Source organism: Methylomonas rapida (assembly GCF_024360925.2).
Lineage (GTDB): Bacteria > Pseudomonadota > Gammaproteobacteria > Methylococcales > Methylomonadaceae > Methylomonas > Methylomonas rapida.
The window spans coordinates 3,126,352-3,150,623 of sequence record NZ_CP113517.1; the positions used below are offsets into that span (position 1 = coordinate 3,126,352).

Consider the following 24,272-nt stretch of genomic DNA (forward strand, 5'->3'; position numbering starts at 1 on the left):
GAATTAAGCAAACCTTGCCCTGGTTGCGGAGAATCTGACTCGAAAAAACGCTGTCTTGGTTGCTTTCATAGGTTCACCGATAAAACCGATGAGACTGATGGTTCCATTGGCAGAAACCAGATAGCCCTTGGCCTCGCTGGTAGGAATGACCATGTCTGACGCCATCGACATCCAAGAAGTCCGCAACTGGCGCGAGTTCGAGAAAGAGCTTGCGGTACTCGGCGAGCAAATCCGTCAGCAGATCGAGCTGGAGTGCGAGGCGTTCGATACCGATCCGGCGGCGAGCCGCGAGCGGCGGGAACGCGCCTGGCACGACTACGGCTATTTCTGCAAAACCTATTTCCCGCATTATGTGCCGACGCCGCATTTCAGCCAGTTTCACGAGTTCATCTTCCTGCGCTTTCCGCAAGTGATCGACGGCGCCGCCGATGGCCGCGAGGTGCATCAAGCGCCGCGCGGCGAGGCGAAATCGACCTACGAAACCCAGCTCGGCAGCTTGTGGTGCATCGTCACCGGTCGCAAGCACATGATCGGCATCATCATGAACACCGAGGAACAGGCGGCGGAGATGCTGGAAAGCATCAAGGCCGAGCTGGACACCAATCCACGGTTGATGATGGACTTTCCGGACGCCTGCGGCCGGGGCCGGGTGTGGCAGGCGACCACGGCCATCACCGCCAACAACATCAAGATTCGCATCGGCGGTACCGGCAAGAAAATCCGCGGTATGAAACACGGCCCGCATCGGCCGGATTTGATCTTCCTGGACGATCTGGAGAACGACGAGAACGTCAAGGACAAGGGCCAGCGCGACAAGGTGCAGAAGTATGTACTCAGCGCGGTGCTGGGCTTGGCCGGACCGGGCGGCGGCATGGATGTGTTTTGGGTCGGCACCAGTTTGCATTACGACGCAGCTATCAACCGTGTCAGCCGCGCGCCGGGCTGGCGGCGCAAGGTGTTCCGCTCGATTTTGAAATGGCCGGACCGGATGGACCTTTGGGACCAGTGGGAAGCGTTGTACACCCGTAGCGGTGACGATGACGAAAAGGAACAGTTCGAGGCCGAGGCGCTGGCGTTTTACCAAAAGCACAAGAAGGCGATGGATGCCGGAGCCGTGGTCAGTTGGCCGGAGGTGCGGCCTCTGTACCGGTTGATGTGCATGCGGGCGATCAATCACGACGCGTTTTCCCAAGAGCAGCAAAACGAAGCCGGCAACGATGAAAACGCGCCGTTTAAGGGCGTTCATTTCTGGGTCAATCATTTGGCCGAGTGGATATTTTTCGGCTCTATCGATCCCTCGCTGGGCAAAAAAGGCAAGCCGAAGGGTGACCCATCAGCGATTCTGGTCGGAGGTTTGGACCGGCGGACAATGACACTGGATGTGGTTGAAGCCGATATCGCCCGCCGCGTGCCCGATTTGATCATCAGCCGCGCCATCGATCTGCAAGCCGAATATAGCTGTATGGCCTGGGTCGTGGAGACCATTCAGTATCAGTATTTTTTGCACACCGAGATACTCAAGCGTGCGGCGCTGAAAGGCATTGCATTTCCGGGCATTCCAGTGGAACCGGATACCGACAAGGCGCTGCGCATCATTAGCTTGCAACCGCACATCAACAACGGGCTAATTCGCTTACACCGCAGCCAGTCCACATTGATAGAGCAGCTGAAGTTTTGGCCGGAAGCGGACCACGACGACGGCCCGGACGCGCTGGAAATGCTGTGGCAAATCGCCAAACAGTTTGGCGGCGAGTGGGATTACACGCCGGCAGGCAGCAGTCGCGGCCAGCGGCGCTCCACCAGCCGGGGCAATAGCGATTATGACGAGGATTGGGATGATGATTGACGATGAAGAATTATTTGAATTTGAGGTTAGCTGTAGCAAAACTAAAAGTTCAGATGAACGAATTTCCTGTGCGGTATACACAGTAGGGTTGTATGCAAAGGATGAAGCCGCGGTGCGTAAAATCATGGCTGATGAAGAGCCGGATTTGACGATTGATAGCATCAAACTCATAGGACCGGCATAACATGATCAAACAAGCCAAAGCCGCCTTGGCCGCGCTGGCGGGCGTCAGCAAGAAAGGCCTGCAAGTGTTGCAAGCCGGTGCCCGCTCCACGCAAAGCACGCCGATGAATTACAACAGCGTCAACACGCTGGACCCGACCCGGCTGGCGAATGCGTTTGCCCAGGCCGACCAGGGCTATATCACCGATCAGGCGACGCTGTTCGAGTTGGTCGAAGAGCAGGACGCGCATATTTTTTCGGAGCTGGCCAAGCGCCGCCGCGCGGTGACTGGGTTGAATTGGGACTTGCATCCGAAAGACGATGCCACCCAGGCGGAGATCGACAGGACTAAAGAGCTGAAAGACATGCTGTGTCAGATCCCGCGCTTTGAAGATGCGCAGTACGATTTAACCGATGCCATCGGTAAAGGCCTGGCGGCATTGGAAATCGAATGGCGGACCGGCGCGGAGTGGGTGCCGGCGGCATTGCATTGGGTGCCGCAGCGCGAGTTGGAGATTGACATCAAAACCGGCGATCTGCTGTACCGCAAAAACGGCATGACGGAAGCCTTGCGGCCGTGGGGCTGGGTGATCCACGAGCACCGGGCGAAGTCGGGGTACATCGAACAAGCCGCGTTGTTCCGGGTGCTGGCCTGGACCTATGCCTACAAAGCCTACAACGTGCGCGATATGCAGCGCTTCCTGGAAGTGTACGGCATGCCGTTGCGACTGGGTAAGTATCCGGCCGGCATCGGTAAGGCCGAGCGCGATCAGCTGCTGCGCGCGGTGCGCAATATTGGCAACGACGGTGCCGGCATCGTGCCCAGCACCATGACCATCGATTTCGTCACCCAAACCTCGACCGGCAATGTCACCGACTTTTTGAACGCGATCCAATATTGGGAGCGCAAGCAATCGATGGCGATCCTGGGCGGCACGTTGACCAGCCAGGCGGACGGCAAGACCAGTACCAATGCGCTGGGGGCGATTCACGACAAGGTGCGACGTGAAATCATGCTGCACGATGTGCGGCAGATCGACCCGACCATTAACCGCGATATCGTCCGGCCGATTGCGTTATTGAACGGCATGTTCGCCGAAGACCGTATGCCGGAAGCGCGGCATGATACCTCTGATGAAGTCGATCAAAAGGCGATGGCTGAGGTACTGGATCTGGCGGCGGCGATGGGCATGGAGATCGATGTGGATTGGGCGCATAAGGCGTTGCAGATCCCCAAGGCTGGCAAGGACGCGAAGATTTTAACGGTGTCCGGCAAATCGCCCGCGCCGACCCAAGCCGGGGCGGCATTAACCCGATTGGCAGCACTGGCCAAGCAACAACAGGACGGCGATATCGTCGGCAATTACAGCCAACAATTGGCCGCGCTATGCATGCCACACGAAGAGGCGGCGATTCAACAGATTGCAGCGGTGGTGGCGGCGGCGGGCTCGTTTGATGAGGCGATTGCTGGCATCGAGGCGCTGAATTTGGATAGTAACGCCTGGGCCGGGTCGTTGCAGCTGGGCATGGCGGCGGCGCATTTAGCGGGGCGCGGCGATATCGGCGGTGCAAAATGAGTGTGCATATCGAATGGACGCAGGGCGTGGCGCGGACGTTCGATCCCGGCATGCGCTTCGAGGATGCGGCGCCGTTCGTATCCGTCGTGAAATTGGACAAAATCGGGCCGGATACGGTGCTGCTGTCGGCGGATTTGTCGCAACGTAAACTCAATCGTGGCGATATCGCCGATTTGAAAGCCGCATTAGCCGCGGCCGGGTTTGAGTTGGTGCATTGCTGGCGCAAGATCGGCCGCAAAGTGCCTTACGGCGGCAGAGTGATCCGCACCAAGGGCCAACTGGCACTGTGGGAGATACCGTTGTGACCGATTCGCCGGCCCAACTGCCGTTTAAAGAGGCGATTGATTTTTATAAGGCCAAAATCCAGCTGCCGACCGCGAGTTGGACCGATATTTGGCAGCAGCAACACAGCCACGCCTTTGTCGTGGCCGGGGCGGCGCACGATGCGCTGGTCGAAGACTTCTATAACGCGATTTTCGATGCCAAGCAGAACGGCGGCGGTTATGAGGATTTTCGCGGGCGGTTTGACGAGATAGTGGCCAAGCACGGCTGGAGTTATAACGGTTCCGCCGGCTGGCGGAGCAAGGTGATCTACGACACCAATATCAATCAGTCGTACAACGCTGGACGCTATCAGCAAATGGTGGCGGTCAAGCATCTGCGACCGTATTGGGAGTATGACCACACATCAATCGAGCATCCTCGGTTGGAGCATAAGGCCTGGGACGGGCTGATTTTGTCGGCGGATGACGTCTGGTGGGATACGCACATGCCGCAAAACGGCTGGGGTTGCCGGTGCCGGGTCAATTCGCTGTCCAATTATGAAGCGGAACAGGCCTGGCAGGCCAAAGGCATGACCGGCCCGGACACCGCGCCGCCGATCGAGTGGGAGGAAAAGACGGTCGGCAGCAAAGGTGCGTCGCCGCGCACTGTGCGGGTGCCGAAGGGGATTGATCCCGGCTTTGCGTATAACCCCGGCAAGGCCTATCTGGAACCGACGACGGTGCCGCCGTTGACGGGATATGGCGCTGTGTTGAAACAGCGCGATAAGCCCTGGCCGACTGGGTTTAAGGTGCCGGAAATGCCGAAGCCGACCAAGGTTTCGCCGGCTATTTTGCTGCCGGCCGATATCGCGCCGGAGGTGGCGGTGGCGGAGTTTTTGTCGATTTTCGGGGCGACGATGGAGGAAGGCGCGGCGTTTACCGATGCGGCTGGTTCAACGCTGGCGATTACAAAGGCGTTGTTTGCCGATGGTGCGGGCGGCGTTGCGATTTCTGCTGATTTGGTCTCGAATATCAATTTATTGGCGATGACGTTACTGGAGCCGGATGAGATTTGGTGGCATTGGGTGCGCGATGAGGCGGATGTCGGCCGGTGGCGGCTGAAACGGCGCTATTTGCGGGCGTTCGAGGTGGACAATAGCAATCAATTTGTCGCTGTATCGTATGAATGGGGCCGTACTGGCTGGGCTGGCGACCAGATTACGGCGAGTAAAACGCAAGCAGACGCGTGGTTGGACGATAGCCGAATCGGCCGGCCTCTATATATAAGGTGATGCTATGCAATTTGAGATCGAATTCGAGGTGGGGCATCTGGAGCGGGTGCTGGAGGCGGTAAGACGTGAGATTGCAACACCGGAGGAGATGCTGGACAGCATCGGCGAGTCGCTGTTGCGGGTTAACAGGCGGCGGCATGAACAAGGCGTCGATCCGGAGGGTAAGGCATGGAAAAAGCTATCGTCATTGACGCTGGCTGAGGGTAATCGCAAGGGCGGACCGCTGAAAAAAACCGGTCGGATGTTGGCCAGTCTGAATTATCAGGTTTCAGCTAATACGTTGATTTTAGGATTTGATGGACAAAGGGATTCAATGCTGGCTGCCATTCACAACGCAGGCGCAGATCCGTATGTTATTCGGCCGCGTACTAAAAAAGCGCTGGCATTTGCGGGTATAGTTCGTAAGCGAGTGAATCATCCAGGACTGCCGAAAAGGGAGCTTGTTGGCTTTCCGGATAGCGATAAAAACTTGGTAGAAAATGTGACGGTCGATCATCTCACACGTGTTTTAACGCGCGTTCGATGAACGAATAAACGGCCTTTAATCGGTAATTAATCCGTAATCGGCGGTAGTGTTTTTCCAAAAAAGGACATGGTTTTTCCGCGTTTTCATGCCAATTTTGTCCGGAATTCAAGATTTTTTGCTTTTAGCCTGAATCCCGCGAATTTCGGGGTTTTCGGGGCGAATTTGGGTGTTGTAACTGTCCGTTTTCCACCTCCTCCCTACTGATGCGTTCTTTGCCTTTCTGTATCTTGTCGACCGCCGTCTTCATGTTGTCGTATATCCCCCGCAACGGCACGCCGCCAAAAGCCTGAAATGCGCGGCGATGGGCGTCGAACAGCATCTCATGGCTTTGGCTTGGATAAGCGGAAAGCAAAAAGGCACGGCTGGCACACAGCTTGGTATGGGCAATCTGCAAACGCCTATAAACGCCACCGACCACCAGAGACTCTTCGCTCCAGTCGAATTGAAAGGCTTCGCCCCAACGGAATTTCAATGGGACAAAGGCGTGTTTGCCAGCCTGGCTACCGGCACCCTGACGCCAGGCACGGATGTAATCGGTAAGCTGCGTGTAGCCGCCGTCATAGCCGGCTTTCTGTAACTCTTCCAATAACTTCAAGGCGGTTCGTCGCTCCCGCTTGGGGCGATAGCTGTCAGCGATCAGCGCTTGTTTGAGTTGATCCTCAAACGGGGAAAGCTTGGTTGAGCCGGGCTGGCGTTTATATTTCGGGTCGGTCCCATTGGGCATACGCAACCACTTTTTAACGGTATTGCGAGACAGACTCGTCCGTTTGGCAATCTCGTTGATGGAGAGTTTGTCACGGAAATACATCCGCCGAATTTTTGAAAATAAGATCATGGTTATCACCTTCTAAGCTCCTGTCTAATTTTTGGACAGGACAGGTTAATAACCCTGGTCAATTTTCGGCCGGAATTCGGCCTCTTACTTGGTCAATTTTCAACCGGCGTCAACATTTTACCGATCTGTTTGACGGCATCTTTGATGATGATCTGGAAGCGGAATCGGCAACGGAAGACTGGGCTTTGAAGGTCTTGCTGATTAATCATCAGTCTGATCTGGAAGCCGGTCATGATGCAGATAAACCTAATCACTCTGAAGCTCCTGCAGAACCGGTAACGGTGACAGCAGGCAGCGATGAGGAGGCGGACGATTCCGACCAGGATTACTGGTTCTAATCTGACGCCATTTAACTATTCACCCACTGGGGCAAAGTCATGTCCCGCTGGGGTCATGGTTTGCCCCTAACTTTTGGAGCACACCATGAAAAATAGAACCTTACATAACGCATTTCCGATCGTCGCGGCTGCCATCGGCAATCGCTTTGGCGTCAAAGTCAGCGTCGGTGGTGATCAAGCCTATACCGATGGAAAATCGATTCAACTTCCGGCCTATGAAGGTGACGATCCGGATTATCAGGATGTTGCCTGGGGCTTACTGGCACATGAAGCCGCGCATATTCGGTATTCGGATTTTACGCTGCGCTTTGGGCATTCGGTGTTACGCCGGCGGTTATGCAACGCGATTGAAGATGTTCGCATCGAGCATGAACTGGCCAAGGATTTTCCGGGAACACGACTGACCATCCGCACGGTGATTGAAAAGATGATTGCCAAAGGCGACTTTGTTGCCAGCAAAATCGACGATCATCCAGCCAATATTCTGTACAGCTATGTCTTGAAAAGCTTGCGTGCCAGTGTATTGGGTCAGTCGGCGTTACGGCCGTTGGTCGAGGAAACCGAAATCGCATTGAAGGCAACGTTTCCAAACGGTGCGGTGACACGACTGAAAGGCTTGCTGTCCGAAGTACCGGAAGGTTTGTATTCTGAGTCCGATTGCTTGCATTTGACCGATCGCATCCTGACCATGATTGAGCAGGAGTTCGAGCAACAACAGCAGCGTAATCAGGCACAACCATCGGCGGATGATGAAGCCATGCATCCTGAACCGGATGAAACCGATCAGGACGCAGATTCAGAAGATTCGGACGATTCGAATGGCAAGGATTCCGAGGATGACACGGAGTCCGATGAACGCTTACCCAACGACACTGATGACGTATCGTCTTCAGAATCCGGTGGTAACGATGCATCGAATCCGGAAAATCCTGACGAAGAACCGACAACATCTTCCGATAGTGCTCCATCCAATCCGCAAGATGAGGATGTAGAAAATACGGAGATTCCCGACCCGATGGGCGTCTTGCAAACACTATTGTCCGCCGAAGACGGTGACATTGAGCAAGACCTGTTCGAATCGCTGAAATCGGCGTTGTCGTTGGCGACCGAAGACGTATCGGAATTGCTCATGCCGAGCGGCCACGAGCCGCGCATGGACGAGCAAGCCGGTGCGTTTTTGCTGCGCAAGGTGCAAAGCGAATCGGGTAAAATCCGCGCCGCTTTGCAAGGCCTGGTGCAATCGCAAACCTTAAATCGCCCACAACACGCCTGTCGTGGTCGTCGTATGGATGGCAAGCGTTTGCATCGCCTACCTCTCGGTGAAATCAGGGTATTTCAGCGTCAACAGGCGAAAGCGGCACCGAATACGGCCATTCATCTCTTACTCGATAAATCCGAAAGCATGGGTTATCAGGTAACCGATAGTCAGGGTCAACCGATGGGATCGCGAATGCCGATTGCATTGGAAGCCACCTTGGCACTGGCGTTGGCATTTGAAGGAATTCCTGGGGTAAATCCTGGTGTCACCGCGTTTCCGGGGCGCCAAGATGACTCGGTGTTCCGCTTGTTAGATCATGGTCAACGTGTAAATGCCCGAGCCAGTGCATTTTCACTGACGGCTACCGGCAGCACACCGATGACCGAAGCGATTTGGTTTGGTGCGGCGTCACTGCTGCGTTGCCGCGAACCGCGCAAGGTATTGATGGTAATGACCGATGGTCAACCCAACGATACCCTGAGCACACTGGAGCTGTTGCAGCGCTGCCGCGATAGCGGTATTGAAACCGTCGGTGTGGGGTTGGGACTGGATGTCAGTCATCTGTTTCCGATTGCCATCACCATTAACGATCTTTCAGGGCTGAGAGCGCAATTGTTCGAACTCTCGAAAGCGGTGTTGTTGGTGGCTTAAATACTGAAGGAGATCTTGCTTACTCGAACAAGGTCGATAGTCGTGCCAGTACGTCATCCATGATGGCATCCGGCACGCTATCGACCCATCGGGCTTGGCGTGCCGCCAAATCGAGAACACGCGGTTGATCGCACCGAATCACACCGGTGGTTTTGAGGCCGGTCAACGGAACCGCAAATCCCAGGCGGCGGGCGAAATTACCGCCCGTGGTAATCGGTAACACGACCGGCAGTTTGGTGACTTGATTGAATTCATCCGGGGACACGATGACCACAGGCCGGCTGCCTTTTTGTTCATGGCCGGCGGTCGGATCGAGTCAAACCAAATAGATGTCGCCGCGCTTCACAGCAGTTCGTTACCCACCGCCGGCGTATCGATCCATTCGCGCTCTTCTTCGGACAGTGGTGCGGAATAATCTGAATTGGCCAGTAATTCGGCCAGGGTGTAATGCGGCTTCGGAGATGGCTCTACGATCAAACGGCCATGATCGATGACTAAGCCTACCGTAGCGCCAGGTTGCAAATGTAATTGTTCCAACAATGCCGGAGGCACCGCCAACATGACCGAGCCGCCGACTTTTCGTAGATTGGTGGTATGCATAGCATTTCTCCGGATTGATTGTTATATAAAAATATAACATCAATGGCCTCACTGCGGGCCGGTTTTTCCAATGGCTCGACATCTCAAGTCCAGCATCGGAAAATCAGGCTCTTCATGCATTCTTTTCAAAGAATGCTGAATCCGACCTCGGTCGGCGTTCCGTCTTTAGGCGGCGAGCACGTTAAATCGTGATCGTGTCGGGTGCGTTAAGCCCGATGTAAATCGCAGTGGTATGACCCACTGCAAATCAAAACCCGCTTCGGGCGACCATCGCCTGGCCGGGCGCTGTTCATTCGAAGTGTTTTCTTAAATTTTCAAAGGAGAACTTCAATGAACTTTATTTTCGGCGTTATCCTTTTGGCGATGTTTATCCTTGCCTTGCGAGTCCTTTGGGCAACGGCGTTGCAACTGCTGAGCGCATTGAAACACGCCGACCAACTGTTTCACCGCTATCGTGCGCAGCGATTGGCGCGAAACCGGCTACCGGTCATCATGCCACGTAGCCGCGAGGACATAGATTGGTTAGCGATATCGGATTCGGTGCATCAGCAAATTCAAACCCGCAATCACGCTATCAATCGTGAGGCTGTCCGACTGGAAGCACAATTACAGGCCAAGTTAAAAACGATCGAGATCTACGAGGCGGATATTCAAATCGCCAAACTGGAGCGGGAATTGTTGAAAATCAAACCGGTGATCGACAGTCCCGAACCTGAAGTCAAAAAACCTCGGCGCGCTAAAAAGCAGTCGGTTGCGGTTACTGACGTAGCGACCCAGAAAGTTCCGCATCAGGTATCCCAATTACGGGCAGCGCTGAAAGGCAACGGTTTATCGACGCCGGTCAGTGAGTCTGTCCGCCATTGAATACCGCAAGCGTCGCGCCGTTTTTTGTCATTACGGTGCGTACTGGCTTAGCCAAGTCAACCTTGGGTTCGTCGAAGCGAAAGCCATCCGGCAACAGCGATTGGAGATCCTCAAAGGTTTCCCGTCGCAATTGCCGGACATTGCTCAACAACGTCCAGGCTCGCTTCGGATCGTCGATGTTTTGCAACACATCGGCTTCCGCGGCATCCAACTTCGTCAAAATTGTTTTGCAAAGATTTAACGCATTCAGTCTGGGATCGAGTGGTATTGCCATCGGTTTTCGTACTGGTTGCGTACTCTCGGTCTGCTTAAGACTGAGGAAATCAAAAATGCGCAAAATATCGTCAAACATGGCTACTTCTCTGCTATTTAGTGAGTTTTAGCCACCATATACCGAATTTTTCGTGAATTCAACCCCGCTGTGCGAGCCAGATTTAGGCTTAATTCAGCGTTTTTAACCCTGCAGGAACCTCATCCTGTCGGGTGGTCGTTCCTGCATTTTTTGGAGGAGATGACCATGAAAACAATTAACCAACATAGCGTTGGCACAACCCCTGCCGAAAACAGCACGGTTCGGTATCTGAATCAGTACCGCTGTCCCTACTGCCAAACCGAATGGGAGGATGAATGGGATTGCGCCTGTAACGATCGCTGCCCGGACTGCAACAAGGAGATCGAACCTTATGAAAGCGCATTGATCAAGGGTGAGTCGGCGGAAACCCCGAATCGCCAGTCGAAGAACCAGCCTCCGCCAATGTCACGGTGGAGGGTGTGAATCGGCTCTTCGTTGTCTCCTACGAAATCGACTATGTTCACCGCGTGTCGATTGGCATCACCGCGGATAGTCCCGAGACGGCACAACAGATTGCCGAGCAGGCATTCAATGACGCCACGATTTGGGATGACACCGCCGCCATGCCGTTATTGTCCGATGACTATCATGAAGCGGAGGGTGAAAGCTTAGTCTGGGAATGCGTTGCCGTTGAACAATTGCCTGCCCCGGATCATTCGGTACGACAATTGAAGCAGGAATACGCCGCCATGTGGGGTTGCCGGGGTTTGGTCGAAGCCTATCAACAAGGTGAAGCCAGTGGCGGCAGTATCGATTGGGACGACTTGGATCCATTAATCCCTCTGGCCTTACAAGCCTTGGGGAAACCTGCATTGGAAATTCAATCCTAAAACTTCGCGCGGTCTTTAAGCGCGCAATTTGCAAAAGCCCGAGGTAGCCACGTCATTTGATTTGGCACTCATTTTTTCCACCCACACGGGAATGTCCTATTCCCGCTGGGGAATCGTGATGTTTCCGTTTTTTTGAGGACAACATCATGAAACAAATTTTTGAACACACGTTTGTCAACGGTCATTGCGTTCTGTATCAGCGCTTGCCGTCCGGCACCTGCTATCACGCCGACACACCGGAACCGGTCGTCGAATTGTTGGAACAACTTCGCCATAGCCGGCGCAAAATCCGGTTGTATTACGGCGACACCCAAACCGGTCAGTCCTGGCATGATGAGCACGACGTCATCGGTTGGATCGGCCGCTCGACCGGCACGATTAAAGTGCCACTTTTGATCGAACCGGGTGACATCGGTGGTCCGGCATTGCTGGATCATTGCATCGTCCGTATCGACAGCCCACGCCAAGTGCTTTACCAACACGATGAATTTCGTGTTGGAGAGGTGGAACTGGTCAGAGGTGAGCTTATCCGCTTGCCTTGGGAAATCTGGATCGACGGAGCCGTGCATGCCCGGTTCAAGGGGAAAATCGAAGCCCGGCAGTATCAGGACTTCATAGAAGGCAAACGATTTGCGTTGATCTGACGCGTCGTTTTCACTTTTGACGCTCGGTTAAGCCGAGTTTTTTCAAGATCCCCTGCGGGATGATTCAATCCCGCTGGGATTGAATCGGTCGCGAGGGGGTCTTTGGAGTACACCATGACAGACCCATTTCAACATTACCCCGTATCCTCTGCAGCCCACGCCAGATAAGGCGGTAACACTGGTAATACCAGTAATCTCACTTCACTATAAGTTTAACAGTTATTGCGCCCGGGTTTGCCCAGAGAGGCACTACAGTCTGTCGTGATGATTAAACAGGTCTTTTATAGATCATAAAATGCTATATTTGTGATCGATAAAATCATTTTGTATTAATCATGCTCTGGAATTGGCAACTGGCCGATTGGCCGCACTTCACCTATAACGCGCCGCAGCTGGACGATTTTGAAAAGCGCTTATTGCTTGGCGCCGGCGTATCATTCGGCGCGGTGAAGCATTTATCCGAAGACGACAGACGGCAGCTGACTATCGAGCTGATCAGCAATGAAGCCCTAAAAACGTCAGCTATTGAAGGTGAATATCTGAACCGGGACAGCCTGCAATCTTCCATTTGCCGTCAATTCGGTTTAATCACCGATCATCGAAAAGTCCCGCCGGCCGAGCAAGGCATCGCAGAGGTTATGGTCGATCTGTACCAGCACTTCGCAACGCCTATGACTCACGAGCAACTATATCAATGGCATTCCTGGATTACCGCCGGTCGCAACGATCTACAGGATGTCGGACGTTATCGAAGCCACGAAGATCCGATGCAAATTGTCTCCGGTCCCATTTACGCGCCCAAAGTGCATTTCGAAGCTCCCCCGTCCAGTCAGATGGCACGAGAGATGGATCAGTTCATTGAATGGTTCAATCGCACGGTGCCTGATGGAAAAACACCCTTGCCTGCTTTACAGCGGGCCGGGATCGCCCATCTTTATTTCGTCAGCATTCATCCGTTCGAGGACGGCAACGGTCGCATCGGTCGCGCGATTGCCGAAAAGGCGTTGGCCCAATGCCTGGGGCAACCGACATTAATCGCGCTCGCATTTACCATCGAACGCCGCCGCAATGCGTATTACACCGCTTTGGAAATGGCCAACAAGCAGATCGACGTAACTGACTGGCTGGTTTATTTCGCCGAATTGGTGATAGCCGCTCAGGATTACACCCACCAATGGATCGATTTTTTAATTCAAAAAACCAAGCTCTACGACCGCGTGCGCGGACAATTGAATCCGCGTCAGGAAAAAGCCTTGGCCAGAATGTTTCGCGAAGGTCCAGATGGCTTTACTGGTGGACTCAGCGCGGACAAATATCGAAGCATCACTGGGGCACCATCGGCAACGGCCACTCGCGATCTGCAGGATCTGGTCTCCAATGGAGCATTGATTCGAACAGGCGAACGGAAACATACGCGCTACTATTTGAATTTAACCGAGCCACTGCCTTAAATTCTAATAAGCCTGCTCGCAATACCTGGCCCAATCGGCCATAAGCTGCGATCGCTTTTCCATCAAATCCCCTCGGCGATACGCTGCCTAGCTCTCCGCCATTATTTTTGATTAAGGCCTTGATAAATAACGTTTTATCAAGGCCTTAATTTTTTCCACCCTACTCCCTACCCTGCTTTTGATTCTAATGACCATCCCTGATTCCATTTCAGTCGGGGTTATTTGATACAGAACCATTATCAGCCATTTGTCGACTCCACGCCTAATTTGAGCCGAAGCTCGCAACACTAGGCTTGGGACCAGCCTTTTCAACCAGGCCCGTAACTTCCACTGCAAACCTATGGTTCGGCGCCTGCTTGCCAGCAGGATCGTAAACGACAAACGCCACAAACCGCAGACACCCTGACTATCAAAAAAGCCAACATCAGGCTCAACAACTCTCGATAGCGCACAATTCAGTCATTGATCTCAAAAATCATGAGTTGTCTTAAATCTAACCTGAATCCGTGACTCCACATATTGCCAGACCTTTTATTCGTCATACTCTTCCAAAATTCGCTGAATTTAAAAGTGTGGTCCGGGCAATCGAGTTTAACGGCTAGAAATGCAGCGTATTATCTGGAATATTTTCCCTGCATGATTCAATTTGATGGACTTTAGGCGCAGGATTCCCAAGCCACTGTGAATTTGCGGCGTTGTGCTATCGATGGCAGAGCGATCAGTCGCTAGCCGGCGGCGAGTTTGGCGTAGGTGGATTCAAAAGCGATGAAACCGGGACAGCTCTGTGAAAAGCGCAGCTTCAGCCGGTGCCCGCTACGGATGAGTCGCGCGGCCAGATACATCAGTTCCTGGATCACGGTTTTGATACGCCGCCGCTTGGCAGGATGCCTGACCGGGCTTTGTTCGCCCAGCAAGCCGATCAGGCCTATCCAGCGCAGGATGTTGTAGCTATAGGCGCTGAGGCTCATGATCAGGTCGTTGGTGGCAAACTTGCCGGATGGCAGGCGCTCGATATCCAGATCGGTCTTGAATTCGCTGTGGAATTGTTCAGCGGTGGCATGGTCGCGATAGAGGGCAATAACCATGGCATCGTCGTAATCGGCCACCGGCAGACTGGTCCACCAGCCTTCGATTTCGATATCCGGTAGCACGAGGGCTTGGCCTTGAGCCGTGATGGTGCGCTCGGTGATTTGCATGACCCTGCGACAGGTATAGGTTTTACCGTTGCGAGTGTGTTGCTCCATGACACTGAACAAGGCCACGCGTTTGCCTTCGCGCGGTGTGGTCCACTGGCCGTGTTGTTCGGCGTAGGCCAGCCAGGCGTCGGCATCTTGTTTACGCGGGTTCCATTTGATGATGAAATCGACCTGATCGGCTTCGTGTAAGTCGATGCGATTGTCGAGCGCGTCGTGACCGCCATCCAGCCGGACCAACAAAGGCAAAGTCGTCAAACGTTTCGCGGCGGCGAGTCCGCGCTCCAGCGCATAGCGGAATTCGTATTGGCAATGCTGCTTGCCTTCGCGCAGTTCATTACCAATACACCAGCCCTCTTTACCCAGATAGAGGGCAATCGGGGCGTAGCCGTCAAAACCTTTGTAGGTTCGGGAGACGCCTTCTTTGCAGGTTTTTTCGTTGTTCATGGGGTAAACATCGATATCCAACGCGACATGGCCTGTGGCTAACGGCGTTACCGGCACCTGGGCGTGAGCCAGAAAATCGAGGTTGCTTTGATAAATGATCGGTAATAAGGCGTCGGCGTGTTCATCCAGTCGCTGTCTGAGGCGGGCGCTGGAGGGTACTTGATGAATGGCGAGCGCGGCTTTGAAATAGTCGTCGTCGCGATGGTTTTCGATGGCTTCGAAGTCGCTTTTGCCCAGGCTAAGGGTGCCTATATAGCTTTTGATAATATCGGCGTGAGCAATACCGTGCCGTAGCGGAATACCTTTTTCCAGCGCCTGATTGAGCTGGCCATATTGATTCAAACATAAACCGACCAAGGCTAATCCAGAATGGCTGGTATAAAATTCAGTTTCAGATTGCTCCAGGATAAACCGCTTCATGAATCACTCGCCGGGTGAATGGAAGAATAGCGGTATTATCCCAGAATAAGCGTTTTAAATCATTGCGTTGCGGCCGTGGATGGCCTTTTAAGTCACGGATTCAGGTCTAATAGACTGATTTCGTTGCATCATTAAGGCTATATTGGTTTTTCTGCTCAATATCGAACAGCCTTCGTCGATAGCAGCGGCAAAGTGAAAAGCTTGTCAAACAGGATTTAGATTGTTAAGTTCCTATAATCAAAACAAGGAGGTTGAATCATGATGTCGAGCGCTTATCCCGCCATTCCATTCAAGGCATACCGGTTTTATTACGATGCACCTCACCCCATCCGCTTGCCAGATTATCCTGGCTCCGCCTGGCGTGGCGCGTTAGGCCACGCCTTGAAACGCACGGTCTGTGTCGTCAGAAACACACCCTGCAACCAATGCTTATTGAAAAATGCCTGCGCTTACAGTTATGTGTTCGAAACCCCGCCACCGGGTAATGCGGAAAAAATGCGCAAATACAACGCGGCGCCACATCCATTCGTGCTGCGCCTTCCGGAAAATACCGCAAGCAACTTGCCTTACCAGCTTGATTTGATTTTATTCGGTCACGGTCAGCGCTTTTTCCCATACTTGATTCATGCGCTGCAAATGGCGGGTAAAGAAGGGATAGGCGGTAAACGCCAGATTTTTGAATTGCTGCAAATCGACGAGCTCGACGACCAGGGTGGCTGCAGATGCATCTACAAGGATGGCGCGTTGCAAGCACAAAGCCCTGCCATTTCCCCGCCGATCCCGGACATGCCCGCGCGCATGGAATTGACTTTCCACACTCCGCTACGCATCAAGCACGATCAGAAAAACGTTACTGCGGACAACTTCACCTTCGGCGCCCTGTTTAGCACTTTGCTCAGGCGCATTTCCATGATCAGTTATTTTCATACCGACACACCGCTGGATACCGATTTTGCCGGCCTTACCACCCAGGCCAAACAAGTTACCATCGCCGGGCAACAACTGAAATGGTTCGATTGGACGCGTTATTCCTCCCGCCAACAAACCGAAATGAACCTGGGCGGACTGGTGGGTAATATCACGCTGGATACCAGTGGTTTGGAGGATTTCTGGCCATATCTCTGGCTGGGACAATGGACGCATGTCGGCAAAGCTACCAGCATGGGCATGGGAGCTTACAGCATCAAAGCCACAAGCTTGCCAAATGGCTAATATCGCTTAAGGCCCGCTATGCTGAATTGCCTTGGTTCCTGGACTTTTGACTAACGAACGAGACTTGTGGGAGCCACTCCCCGTCGCGATTCAAAAAGAAACACTAACAAATAAACAGCATGAACCAAACCCGATTGCTCGCCGTCACCGGTCTGACTCCGCAAGTCGTCACCGAAACCCTGTATGCCTTGCATGCCCAGGGCGAGCGCCTACCGGCCGAGATTCACATACTGACCACCGCCGAAGGCCATCAACGCGCCAAACTGACTTTGATCAACGAAGGCTGGCTGGCCCGTTTTTACGACGATTACCAACTGACTATGCCGGCCTTCGACGAAGGCCATATCCACGTGCTACAGCAAGTCGATGGCCAGCCGCTACACGATATCCGCAGCCAAGCCGACAACCAGGCCATGGCCGACGGCATCACCGAATGGATCAGAACCTTCACTACAAATTCCGAAACCGCGCTGCACGTCTCCATCGCCGGTGGCCGCAAAACCATGGGCTTTTACGCCGGCTACGCCTTGTCGCTTTACGGCCGTCAACAGGACAGACTCAGCCATGTACTAGTGTCGGCCGACTACGAATCTCACCCGCAATCTTATTATCCAACCCCGTATTCGCGCGTGATCTACGCCACCGACGCCGGCCGCAAACCCGTGGACTCGCAAAACGCCGAAGTCATACTGGCCGATATTGCCTTCGTCAGATTACGCCACGGCCTGGACCAAGCCCTGCTGCAAGGCAAAAGCAGCTTCAGCCAGTCCGTCGCCAACGCCCAACTGGCGTTGGGGCCTGCCCAATTGAGCATCGATTTATCCAAGCGCCTGCTCATCGCCCACGGCAAGCCAATCAAACTGACACCCGCAGACCTGGCGTTTTACCTGTGGCTATTGCAACGCCAAGCCGAAAGATTGCCAGCCCCGCAATGCCCCAGCGACGGCGCGCCTGACCAAGACTATGCCGCTGAATATTTGCTGCACTACCGCCACATCACCGGCGAGATGGGCGGCGCCGACCGCACCGCGGCGGCCTTGCAACACGGCATGAGCAAGACCTTCTTCGAACAGCGCAAGTCGCGGATCAACAAAGCCTTGCATCAAGTGTTGGGATATGCGGCAACGGCTTACTTGATTCAGCCCGTTGGTAAAAGGCCACAGACGCGTTATCTAATTGCTTTAAGCTCAGAACAGATTCAAATCATTTCATCAAACGGAAACAAGGCATGAAAAAACACGACCACGCCGTTTTAGGCTGTTTACTTCACGACATCGGCAAGTTTTTTGAACGTGCGGAATTGCTGGAGCATTACAGAAACGACATAGTAAAACGCCAGAGTTTTTGTCCGAAAAACCGTGAAAAAGGCTATTACAGCCATTTACACGTTCTACATACCTTGGCTTTCTGCGAGTTGCTAGCCGAAAAGATTCCGCAACTGAAACCCGTTGAACAGCAAACTATTGCCACAGCCGATCAAAACTGGGTGAATCTGGCTACCTACCACCATGTTCCATCTGGTAGAGCTGAAGCGTATCTGGAAAAACTTGTTCAGTCTGCCGATCATCTTGCCAGCGCCGAACGCGAGAAAGGTGAATTTTATGAACAAGGTATCCATAAAAAGACCCGTTTGGAATCGTTGCTGGGCAGGATTCAGATTGGGGAAACCGCTAGGCAAAACGACTATTTTCTGCCGCTTGCGGGAATCCAACTTTCTTCCGCTAGCATTTACCCCCAAGCAGCGGTTTCCGCTGGTATGGAAGAAAAAACCAACGATAAAGGCAAGGTTTGGTTAAGCAAAACCAGCTTACTGCCGGAGTATCAAAAAATAGCCCAGGGATTATTGAACGACCTGGAGCATTTACAAAGCTTCCAGGCCAACGTCGACAAAGACAAAATCCTAAAGTCGGTTACCAGAAGTCTATTGACGCTTTTGGAAAAGTATTTAAGCCAAGTGCCAGCTGCTACCAATGTGCAGCATCCCGATATTTCTTTATTCGATCATCTCAGGGTTACGGCTGCGATTGGGGAAAGTCTTTTTTTGCATCACCAAGCCAAGAATGAAACCAGCGGTTTTGACGACCACCAAACCCCTAAATGGCAATTGGTGTGCGGTGATTTTTCGGGCATACAAAAATTCATTTATAAAATCACCAGCAAAGGTGCGGCCAAGGGCTTGCGAGGGCGCTCGTTCTTCATCCAGCTGCTATGCGATGCCGTTGCCGAACAAATCATACGAACATTAGGCCTGTATCCAACGGCCAGGATTTATTCTTCCGGTGGCAAATTCTACTTGTTGATTCCGACGCACTTGAAAGCCAAAGCACAGAGTATTGCCGATTCGGTCAACAAAACCTTGCTCAATGAATTTCAGGGTGAAGTGTTTTTAGGCTTGGGCTTTGCTGACATTTGTGGCGATGATTTTACAGAAGGCAACATGGGCCAGCGCTGGCAGCAGGTGAACGAAGACCTGCAAAAACAACGCTTGCAGCCTTTTAAAGCCCAAGTCAGTCAAGACATCGAGTGTTTCGCTCAGCAAATGCAGCATGAACGTGGTGCCTGCAAAATTTGCGGTCGCGATGATGATCAGGCAGACATCAACGCCAACCAAAATTGTCGGCAATGCCAAAGTCTGGAACGCATGGGCCAAGCCTTGGCTGATACCCGCTACTTATTTTGGGTCTGGGGTGAAAACCGTAAAACCGTTAAACACAAAATGCAGGACCCGCTTTTCAGTTTGCCGATAGTCGGCACCGATTGTGAAGTGTACTTTTTAGCGCAGGAACCGCAATTTAGCGAACTCACCGACTTGACTGAATCACATCTGGAAGTGCTGAACGACTGGAAGGGCTTAACAGCCAATGCCCAAGGCTATTCACAAGGTGTGCGCTATGTCGGCCAATGGCAAAACGCAAAAACCTCCGGCGACTATGAATTTGATGATTTTGCCGAACACGCTCAGGGCATTAGCCGCATGGGAATATTGCGCATGGACGTGGACAACCTCGGCGAGATATTTATTCGCGGCCTGAACTTTGGCAAAAAAGATGCGACAGGCAATCAAACCAGCATGGGTTCGCTGTCGCGAGTCGCCACCGTTTCCAGGCAATTGCATTTGTTCTTCGCCGGTTATTTGCACCACATTTTGGAAGCGTTTCCGCGAAGCCAGATCATTTACGCTGGCGGCGATGATGTATTCATTATTGGCAGTTGGGACGAGTTGCCGGATGTGGCAAAAAAAATCCGCGACGAATTCATTAAATATTGTGCTAACAATCTCTGCTTTACTTTGTCCGGCGGCATTGCTCTGGTAGGCGGTCGTTACCCAATTTCTCGCGCGGCGGAACTGGCGGGCGAAGCCGAAGAACAAGCCAAACACCTGCAACGCGGCCAGAAGGAAAAGGATGCCTTGAGCTTTCTGGAAACAGCCATCGGCTGGGAAAGCTTTGCCGACGCAATTCAATTGCGCGACACCTTGTTGGACATTGTCGAGAAAACCAACAGCCAAGCTATTATCGACCGTTTGCGGCAAGTGGTTATTGCCGTGGATGAAATCAAAGCCAGAGAAAAATCCGGCAATATTACCGACCAGATTTACTGGGACAAATGGCGCTGGCGACTGGTTTACAACTTGAAACGGATGGAAAAGCGTTATCCCGAAGTGGCAATACAACTTGAAAATTTACAAAGGCAACTAATCACCCAACTAATGCTGGCAAACAAGCAGCCGGTCATGGAATGGCTGCAATTACCGGTACGTTGGGCAGAATTTTTATTGAGGAGTAAAACAAATGACTAACGAAGTTAGCTCTTTTATTCAAAGAGACGATACAGCGAAGAAGATGATCGAGTTTGCCGACAAATTGGCGTTAGCAATCAAAGATGTCAGTACTTCCCAAATAAGAAATGCTTATGGAACGGTAAAAAAATTAGAAATGCAAACGGACTTTACGGAAAAATCCTATCGTGAATTATTGCTTCTGAAACCTAAACTGGCGTATGCCAGGGGGCGAACTGAATTTAAAAAAAGAGACACATTCAAGTTGTTGGAAGATGCGCTATCTCAGGCCATAGATGCTGTGGAAGTCAAGGATAGAGAGACCTTCAAAAGGTTCTGTAATTTTTTTGAAGCCATTTTGGCTTACCACAAAGTTTATAGCACTAAATAACTACGAGACACGAACATGAGCAATCAAATCAACCCAAAACTGAAAAGCAAAATTTTCATCAAAGGCAAAATCACAGCACTGACTGGCCTGCATATTGGCGGCAACTCCATTGGCATGGCGATTGGCGGCGCGGATAAAGTTGTGGTCAGAAATCCCTTGACCAATGAGCCGTATATTCCAGGCTCTTCATTACGCGGAAAAATGCGGTCATTATTGGAGCGGGCAAGGGGCGATGAAAAACATAATCCAAGTGAAGGGGGATTCAGCTTAAAAGAAGGCAAACTGGAAGCTCAAGCCGGTATCAATCCTGAAACCCTGCTCGGCAAGCTGTTCGGTGTTTCCGCCGACAAAAACAATGGTCAGCCTACCCGCTTGATGGTGCGTGACGCTAGTTTGACCAAAGAAAGCAAACAACAACTGGAAAACGCTCCAAACACCGACATGCCGATGACCGAGGTCAAAACTGAAGTCAATATCGACCGGATCACCTCGGCAGCCAATCCGCGCCAATTCGAACGGGTACCGGCCGGAGCTGAGTTTGCCTTTGAACTGTTGTTGACCTTGCTGGAAGGGGATGACGAAGCCCAATTTTTAAACCTGATCCGCGAAGGCTTGGAACTGGTGCAACACGACAGCTTGGGAGGACACGGTTCGCGCGGGTATGGAGCGGTTGAGTTTTCGGTGCAAACCTTGCAAGAGCGCACCATGCCGCAGTATCAAAAAGGCGAATCGGCGGCTGACGTTAACGAAAAACTGATGGCGCTGTTCGCCGACTTGCAAACTCAAAACGTCGCCATCGGAGCCTGAGATGCAGTGCTATCGGCTCACCTTCACCGCGCCGTTCCATGTCGATAGTCGCGGTAATGCCTTTTACGAGGAAAGCAGCAGCTTCATCCATTCCGATACCCTGAGCGCGGCGATTTTGGCGACCTGGGCATTGATTTGGCCGGAGCAAATTGCTCAACAAGCGCAAAATCCGCCGTTTCGCCTCAGTTCGGCGTTTCCGTTTTACCGGGATTGTTACTTTCTGCCGCGCGTGCTCAGCAGTCAAGCCATCCGCTTGCCACCAGATAAACAAAAGCAAGCCAAAAAGCTGAAAAAAATCCAGTGGCTAGACAGCAAGCTCTGGCATTCGTCCTTGAGTAATCCCAAATGGGCGGACGCCATCGATCTGAAAACAGGCGTATGCCAAAGCGTTTTAGCCAGCCAGTCAACCACATTACCAGAAAAGCTCTGGCTGGAAGAGGAACGCCCGCGCTTGGCGATAGACCGCAACAGCAATCAAGCCGCCGAACGCCAAATCTTCAATTTCAGCCGCATCTGGTTCGATAAAAACGGTGGCTTGTACTTTCTGGCGGTATTTGACGATGAGACGAGTCGGCAACAATTTGAGACCGCGCTTTCGGTACTCGGCGACAGCGGCATCGGCGCGGATCGCACCAGCGGCAATGGTTGTTTTACCTGGAGTAAAGGGCAAATGCCGCAATTGCAACTGGCCGAACAAGGCCAAGCGGTAGCGTTATCGTTGGTCAATCCCGATCCTGGCGATTGCCAAACCGGTTGGCTGGACGGCGCGGCTTACAAGTTGGTGTCGCGTGGCGGCTGGATAGGCGGCAGCGGCAAGCGTAAACAGCGCTTGCGCATGTTTGCCGAGGGCAGTGTATTTGCCAAGCCCCTACAAGGGCGAATGGTTGATGTATCGGTTGATCAACTGCCACAAAAAGTCTATCGGGACGGGCGCGGCTTTTTCGTTAAAGCCAGTTAACTGTAGGAGCGACGCACAGTCGCGATCAACATTTAAGAATCGCGACTGTACGTCGCTCCTACAAAACCAACATAGGTTTATGAGAATGAAAGGTATCAATCAAACAGTCAAATTGGGTCTGGAAATCATCACCCCCACGCAATCCGGTTCCGGTGCTGAACTGTTCAAAGAGCTGGATTACATCGAGCGCGACCAAATGGCCTTTATCGTCGATCAACAAGCCAGCTTCAATGCCGTGGCTTCCGGTAACCTGGCATTGAATGCGCAACTGTTATCGGGCAATCGTTTAAGCGATTGGGCAACAGCGGCGGGTCAGGATTTTGGCTACCGATTACCATGGTTGAGCAGCACGGCAAAAGTACCGGAGAAGTTTCGCGAACAGCTCAAGGACGCCATGAACCGGCCTTATTTACCGGGATCAGCGATCAAGGGCGCGATTCGCACGGCGTTGATTGCGGAGTGGTTGCGAAGTACGCCACCGAATAGTTTTGATCACTTACTTCCCCAAAAAGACAGGTTCGGAAAGGCACCCTCGAAGCAATGGGCAGCTAAAAAACTGATGGATGAAATCACAGGCAAAACTGCTAACCAAGACATCTTCCGCTCATTTAAAGTCAAAGACACATTATTTGTTGATGCAGATTTACGTTTGGCCGACATACGTTGGTTAAACGAAACTCGCTGGCGCAGCATGACCAAAAAGAAAAGTTTTGATAATTGGCATGATGGCGATGGCATTTATGCCGAAGTATTACAGCCATCTGCACTAGGATTGATGACCTTGAATTGGGACGGCTTCTTACTGAGTGACGTCAGCAAATGGCAGCAGGCCACAGCAATTTCCAATATTGCGCCAAAAGGCTACGACGACTTGCGCCAACGCCTCAACCAACACGCCAAATATCGCTTGGAACGCGAAATTCAGTTTTATAAAAAACAAGGCAAAGCGGCACCAGAGCAAGAATGCCAACGGATTTTAAGCATGATCCAACAGGACCAACATTCCGCCTACCTGCAAATGTCCTGGGGTAGCGGTTGGCGAGGGATGACAGGAGATTGGGCTTCAGATAATCTCGTCGAACAATTTAGGCAACTCTATCCGAGGGATCTTGGTCGCCCAGAGAAGATTTTTCCAAAAACCCGCCGCTTAGTAGTTTCCGGCGAACCCAAGCTTCCCATGGGTTGGGTACGGTTAATGCCATTCGCAATGGTAGCCGAAAAGCTGGTAAAACAGCATACCCAACAACAAGCCACCGCAGCACAATCGGCTTGGGTAAACCAAAAGCTGGCGCAAATTGCCCAGCAAAATCGCAGCTCAGAAAAAGATGCGTTACGCGGCAAGGCTCTGGCCGAAGCTTGGCAGGCGCTACCAAATGGCGAAGAAAAGCAAGCGGCGCTAGCAGATATCAAACGGCGCTGGCAATCGGAAGATTGGTGGGAACAGCCAAACGGCAAATCCGTAAAGCTGGCCAAGGCCATTTATGAGCAAGGTTAATTGAATGACCACATACTTTATCACCAGCGCTTTCCCTGCCTGGTAGGACGGATTGTAGGAGCGACGCCAGTCGCGATTTCCA

The 24,272-nt window shown here is 52.5% G+C and carries 23 protein-coding genes and 2 pseudogenes; 20 read left to right on the plus strand and 5 right to left on the minus strand.

What is annotated here, in order from left to right:
• The first annotated feature begins 151 nt into the window (after window positions 1-151).
• From terL to NM686_RS14795, 6 genes are read left to right on the plus strand one after another with little or no spacing between them, the layout of a single operon-like run.
• On the plus strand, window positions 152-1,846 hold the full coding sequence (terL, locus tag NM686_RS14770) for a phage terminase large subunit (protein ID WP_255188624.1): 1,695 nt from the start codon (window positions 152-154) through the stop codon (window positions 1,844-1,846).
• Window positions 1,836-2,030: a hypothetical protein gene (locus tag NM686_RS14775; protein WP_255188625.1), complete on the plus strand. Its 195-nt coding sequence runs from the start codon at window positions 1,836-1,838 to the stop codon at window positions 2,028-2,030. The genes terL and NM686_RS14775 overlap by 11 nt, the downstream gene beginning before the upstream one ends.
• Before the next feature lies 1 nt (window position 2,031).
• On the plus strand, window positions 2,032-3,585 hold the full coding sequence (locus NM686_RS14780) for a DUF935 domain-containing protein (RefSeq protein ID WP_255190517.1): 1,554 nt from the start codon (window positions 2,032-2,034) through the stop codon (window positions 3,583-3,585).
• Window positions 3,582-3,890, plus strand: coding sequence for a hypothetical protein (locus NM686_RS14785; protein WP_255186418.1), 309 nt, complete (start codon window positions 3,582-3,584; stop codon window positions 3,888-3,890). Before NM686_RS14780 ends, NM686_RS14785 begins: the two co-directional genes overlap by 4 nt.
• Entirely contained in the window at window positions 3,887-5,140 is a 1,254-nt protein-coding gene (locus tag NM686_RS14790) for a PBECR2 nuclease fold domain-containing protein (RefSeq protein WP_255188627.1), read from the plus strand. Before NM686_RS14785 ends, NM686_RS14790 begins: the two co-directional genes overlap by 4 nt.
• Window positions 5,141-5,144: 4 nt before the next feature.
• Complete coding sequence (locus tag NM686_RS14795) at window positions 5,145-5,666, plus strand: phage virion morphogenesis protein (RefSeq protein ID WP_255186421.1); 522 nt, start codon at window positions 5,145-5,147, stop codon at window positions 5,664-5,666.
• Window positions 5,667-5,871: 205 nt separating this feature from the next.
• Here the strand turns inward: NM686_RS14795 and istA are convergent.
• A pseudogene (gene istA, locus NM686_RS14800) lies at window positions 5,872-6,501 on the minus strand (IS21 family transposase); the annotation flags it as partial.
• On the opposite strand from istA, the gene NM686_RS14805 reads away from it, so the two are divergent.
• Together NM686_RS14805 and NM686_RS14810 are read left to right on the plus strand one after the other, a co-directional pair.
• Entirely contained in the window at window positions 6,486-6,839 is a 354-nt protein-coding gene (locus tag NM686_RS14805) for a hypothetical protein (RefSeq protein WP_255188628.1), read from the plus strand. The pseudogene istA and the gene NM686_RS14805 sit on opposite strands and share 16 nt — an antisense overlap.
• 85 nt (window positions 6,840-6,924) lie before the next feature.
• Window positions 6,925-8,748 carry a VWA domain-containing protein gene (locus NM686_RS14810; protein ID WP_255188629.1) on the plus strand — a complete coding sequence of 608 codons (1,824 nt, stop codon included), beginning with the start codon at window positions 6,925-6,927 and terminating at the stop codon, window positions 8,746-8,748.
• Between the two features lie 19 nt (window positions 8,749-8,767).
• Here the strand turns inward: NM686_RS14810 and NM686_RS14815 are convergent.
• Together NM686_RS14815 and NM686_RS14820 are read right to left on the minus strand one after the other, a co-directional pair.
• A pseudogene (locus NM686_RS14815) lies at window positions 8,768-9,052 on the minus strand (type II toxin-antitoxin system PemK/MazF family toxin); the annotation flags it as partial.
• 38 nt (window positions 9,053-9,090) lie between these two features.
• Window positions 9,091-9,348 (minus strand): AbrB/MazE/SpoVT family DNA-binding domain-containing protein, encoded by a 258-nt coding sequence (locus tag NM686_RS14820; protein ID WP_255188630.1) that lies wholly within the window; start codon window positions 9,346-9,348, stop codon window positions 9,091-9,093.
• A gap of 330 nt (window positions 9,349-9,678) precedes the next feature.
• Between NM686_RS14820 and NM686_RS14825 the strand changes: the two genes are divergently transcribed.
• Window positions 9,679-10,212, plus strand: coding sequence for a hypothetical protein (locus NM686_RS14825; protein ID WP_255188631.1), 534 nt, complete (start codon window positions 9,679-9,681; stop codon window positions 10,210-10,212).
• Here the strand turns inward: NM686_RS14825 and NM686_RS14830 are convergent.
• The gene (locus NM686_RS14830; RefSeq protein WP_033155174.1) at window positions 10,190-10,564 is read right to left on the minus strand and encodes a hypothetical protein; all 375 of its coding nucleotides are present in this window, start codon (window positions 10,562-10,564) and stop codon (window positions 10,190-10,192) included. The genes NM686_RS14825 and NM686_RS14830 overlap by 23 nt on opposite strands.
• A 165-nt stretch (window positions 10,565-10,729) precedes the next feature.
• Between NM686_RS14830 and NM686_RS14835 the strand changes: the two genes are divergently transcribed.
• The 4 genes from NM686_RS14835 (at window position 10,730) to NM686_RS14850 (ending at window position 13,489) form a co-directional block, all read left to right on the plus strand.
• Window positions 10,730-10,987 carry a hypothetical protein gene (locus NM686_RS14835; protein ID WP_255188633.1) on the plus strand — a complete coding sequence of 86 codons (258 nt, stop codon included), beginning with the start codon at window positions 10,730-10,732 and terminating at the stop codon, window positions 10,985-10,987.
• The gene (locus NM686_RS14840) at window positions 10,984-11,394 is read left to right on the plus strand and encodes a hypothetical protein (RefSeq protein WP_255188634.1); all 411 of its coding nucleotides are present in this window, start codon (window positions 10,984-10,986) and stop codon (window positions 11,392-11,394) included. The genes NM686_RS14835 and NM686_RS14840 overlap by 4 nt, the downstream gene beginning before the upstream one ends.
• Before the next feature lie 146 nt (window positions 11,395-11,540).
• Complete coding sequence (locus NM686_RS14845) at window positions 11,541-12,038, plus strand: hypothetical protein (RefSeq protein WP_255188635.1); 498 nt, start codon at window positions 11,541-11,543, stop codon at window positions 12,036-12,038.
• A 335-nt stretch (window positions 12,039-12,373) separates the two neighbouring features.
• Window positions 12,374-13,489, plus strand: coding sequence for a Fic family protein (locus tag NM686_RS14850; RefSeq protein WP_255188636.1), 1,116 nt, complete (start codon window positions 12,374-12,376; stop codon window positions 13,487-13,489).
• 725 nt (window positions 13,490-14,214) lie between these two features.
• On the opposite strand, the gene NM686_RS14855 is transcribed toward NM686_RS14850, so the two are convergent.
• Window positions 14,215-15,549: an IS1380 family transposase gene (locus NM686_RS14855; protein WP_255188233.1), complete on the minus strand. Its 1,335-nt coding sequence runs from the start codon at window positions 15,547-15,549 to the stop codon at window positions 14,215-14,217.
• Window positions 15,550-15,807: 258 nt separating this feature from the next.
• Here NM686_RS14855 and cas6 point away from each other — a divergent pair, with 258 nt between their 5' ends.
• From cas6 to csm5, 7 genes are all read left to right on the plus strand, one after another.
• Window positions 15,808-16,761, plus strand: coding sequence for a CRISPR system precrRNA processing endoribonuclease RAMP protein Cas6 (gene cas6 / locus NM686_RS14860; protein ID WP_255188637.1), 954 nt, complete (start codon window positions 15,808-15,810; stop codon window positions 16,759-16,761).
• 119 nt (window positions 16,762-16,880) lie between these two features.
• Window positions 16,881-17,993, plus strand: coding sequence for a CRISPR-associated ring nuclease Csm6 (csm6, locus tag NM686_RS14865; RefSeq protein ID WP_255188638.1), 1,113 nt, complete (start codon window positions 16,881-16,883; stop codon window positions 17,991-17,993).
• Window positions 17,990-20,560, plus strand: coding sequence for a type III-A CRISPR-associated protein Cas10/Csm1 (cas10, locus tag NM686_RS14870; RefSeq protein WP_255188639.1), 2,571 nt, complete (start codon window positions 17,990-17,992; stop codon window positions 20,558-20,560). The genes csm6 and cas10 overlap by 4 nt, the downstream gene beginning before the upstream one ends.
• A complete protein-coding gene (gene csm2, locus NM686_RS14875; protein WP_255188640.1) occupies window positions 20,553-20,930 on the plus strand; it encodes a type III-A CRISPR-associated protein Csm2 in 378 nt (125 codons plus the stop codon). Before cas10 ends, csm2 begins: the two co-directional genes overlap by 8 nt.
• Before the next feature lie 15 nt (window positions 20,931-20,945).
• Entirely contained in the window at window positions 20,946-21,737 is a 792-nt protein-coding gene (gene csm3, locus NM686_RS14880; protein WP_255188641.1) for a type III-A CRISPR-associated RAMP protein Csm3, read from the plus strand.
• Between the two features lies 1 nt (window position 21,738).
• Window positions 21,739-22,695, plus strand: coding sequence for a type III-A CRISPR-associated RAMP protein Csm4 (csm4, locus tag NM686_RS14885; protein ID WP_255188642.1), 957 nt, complete (start codon window positions 21,739-21,741; stop codon window positions 22,693-22,695).
• 85 nt (window positions 22,696-22,780) lie between these two features.
• On the plus strand, window positions 22,781-24,190 hold the full coding sequence (gene csm5, locus NM686_RS14890; RefSeq protein ID WP_255188643.1) for a type III-A CRISPR-associated RAMP protein Csm5: 1,410 nt from the start codon (window positions 22,781-22,783) through the stop codon (window positions 24,188-24,190).
• The last annotated feature ends 82 nt before the right edge of the window (window positions 24,191-24,272 follow it).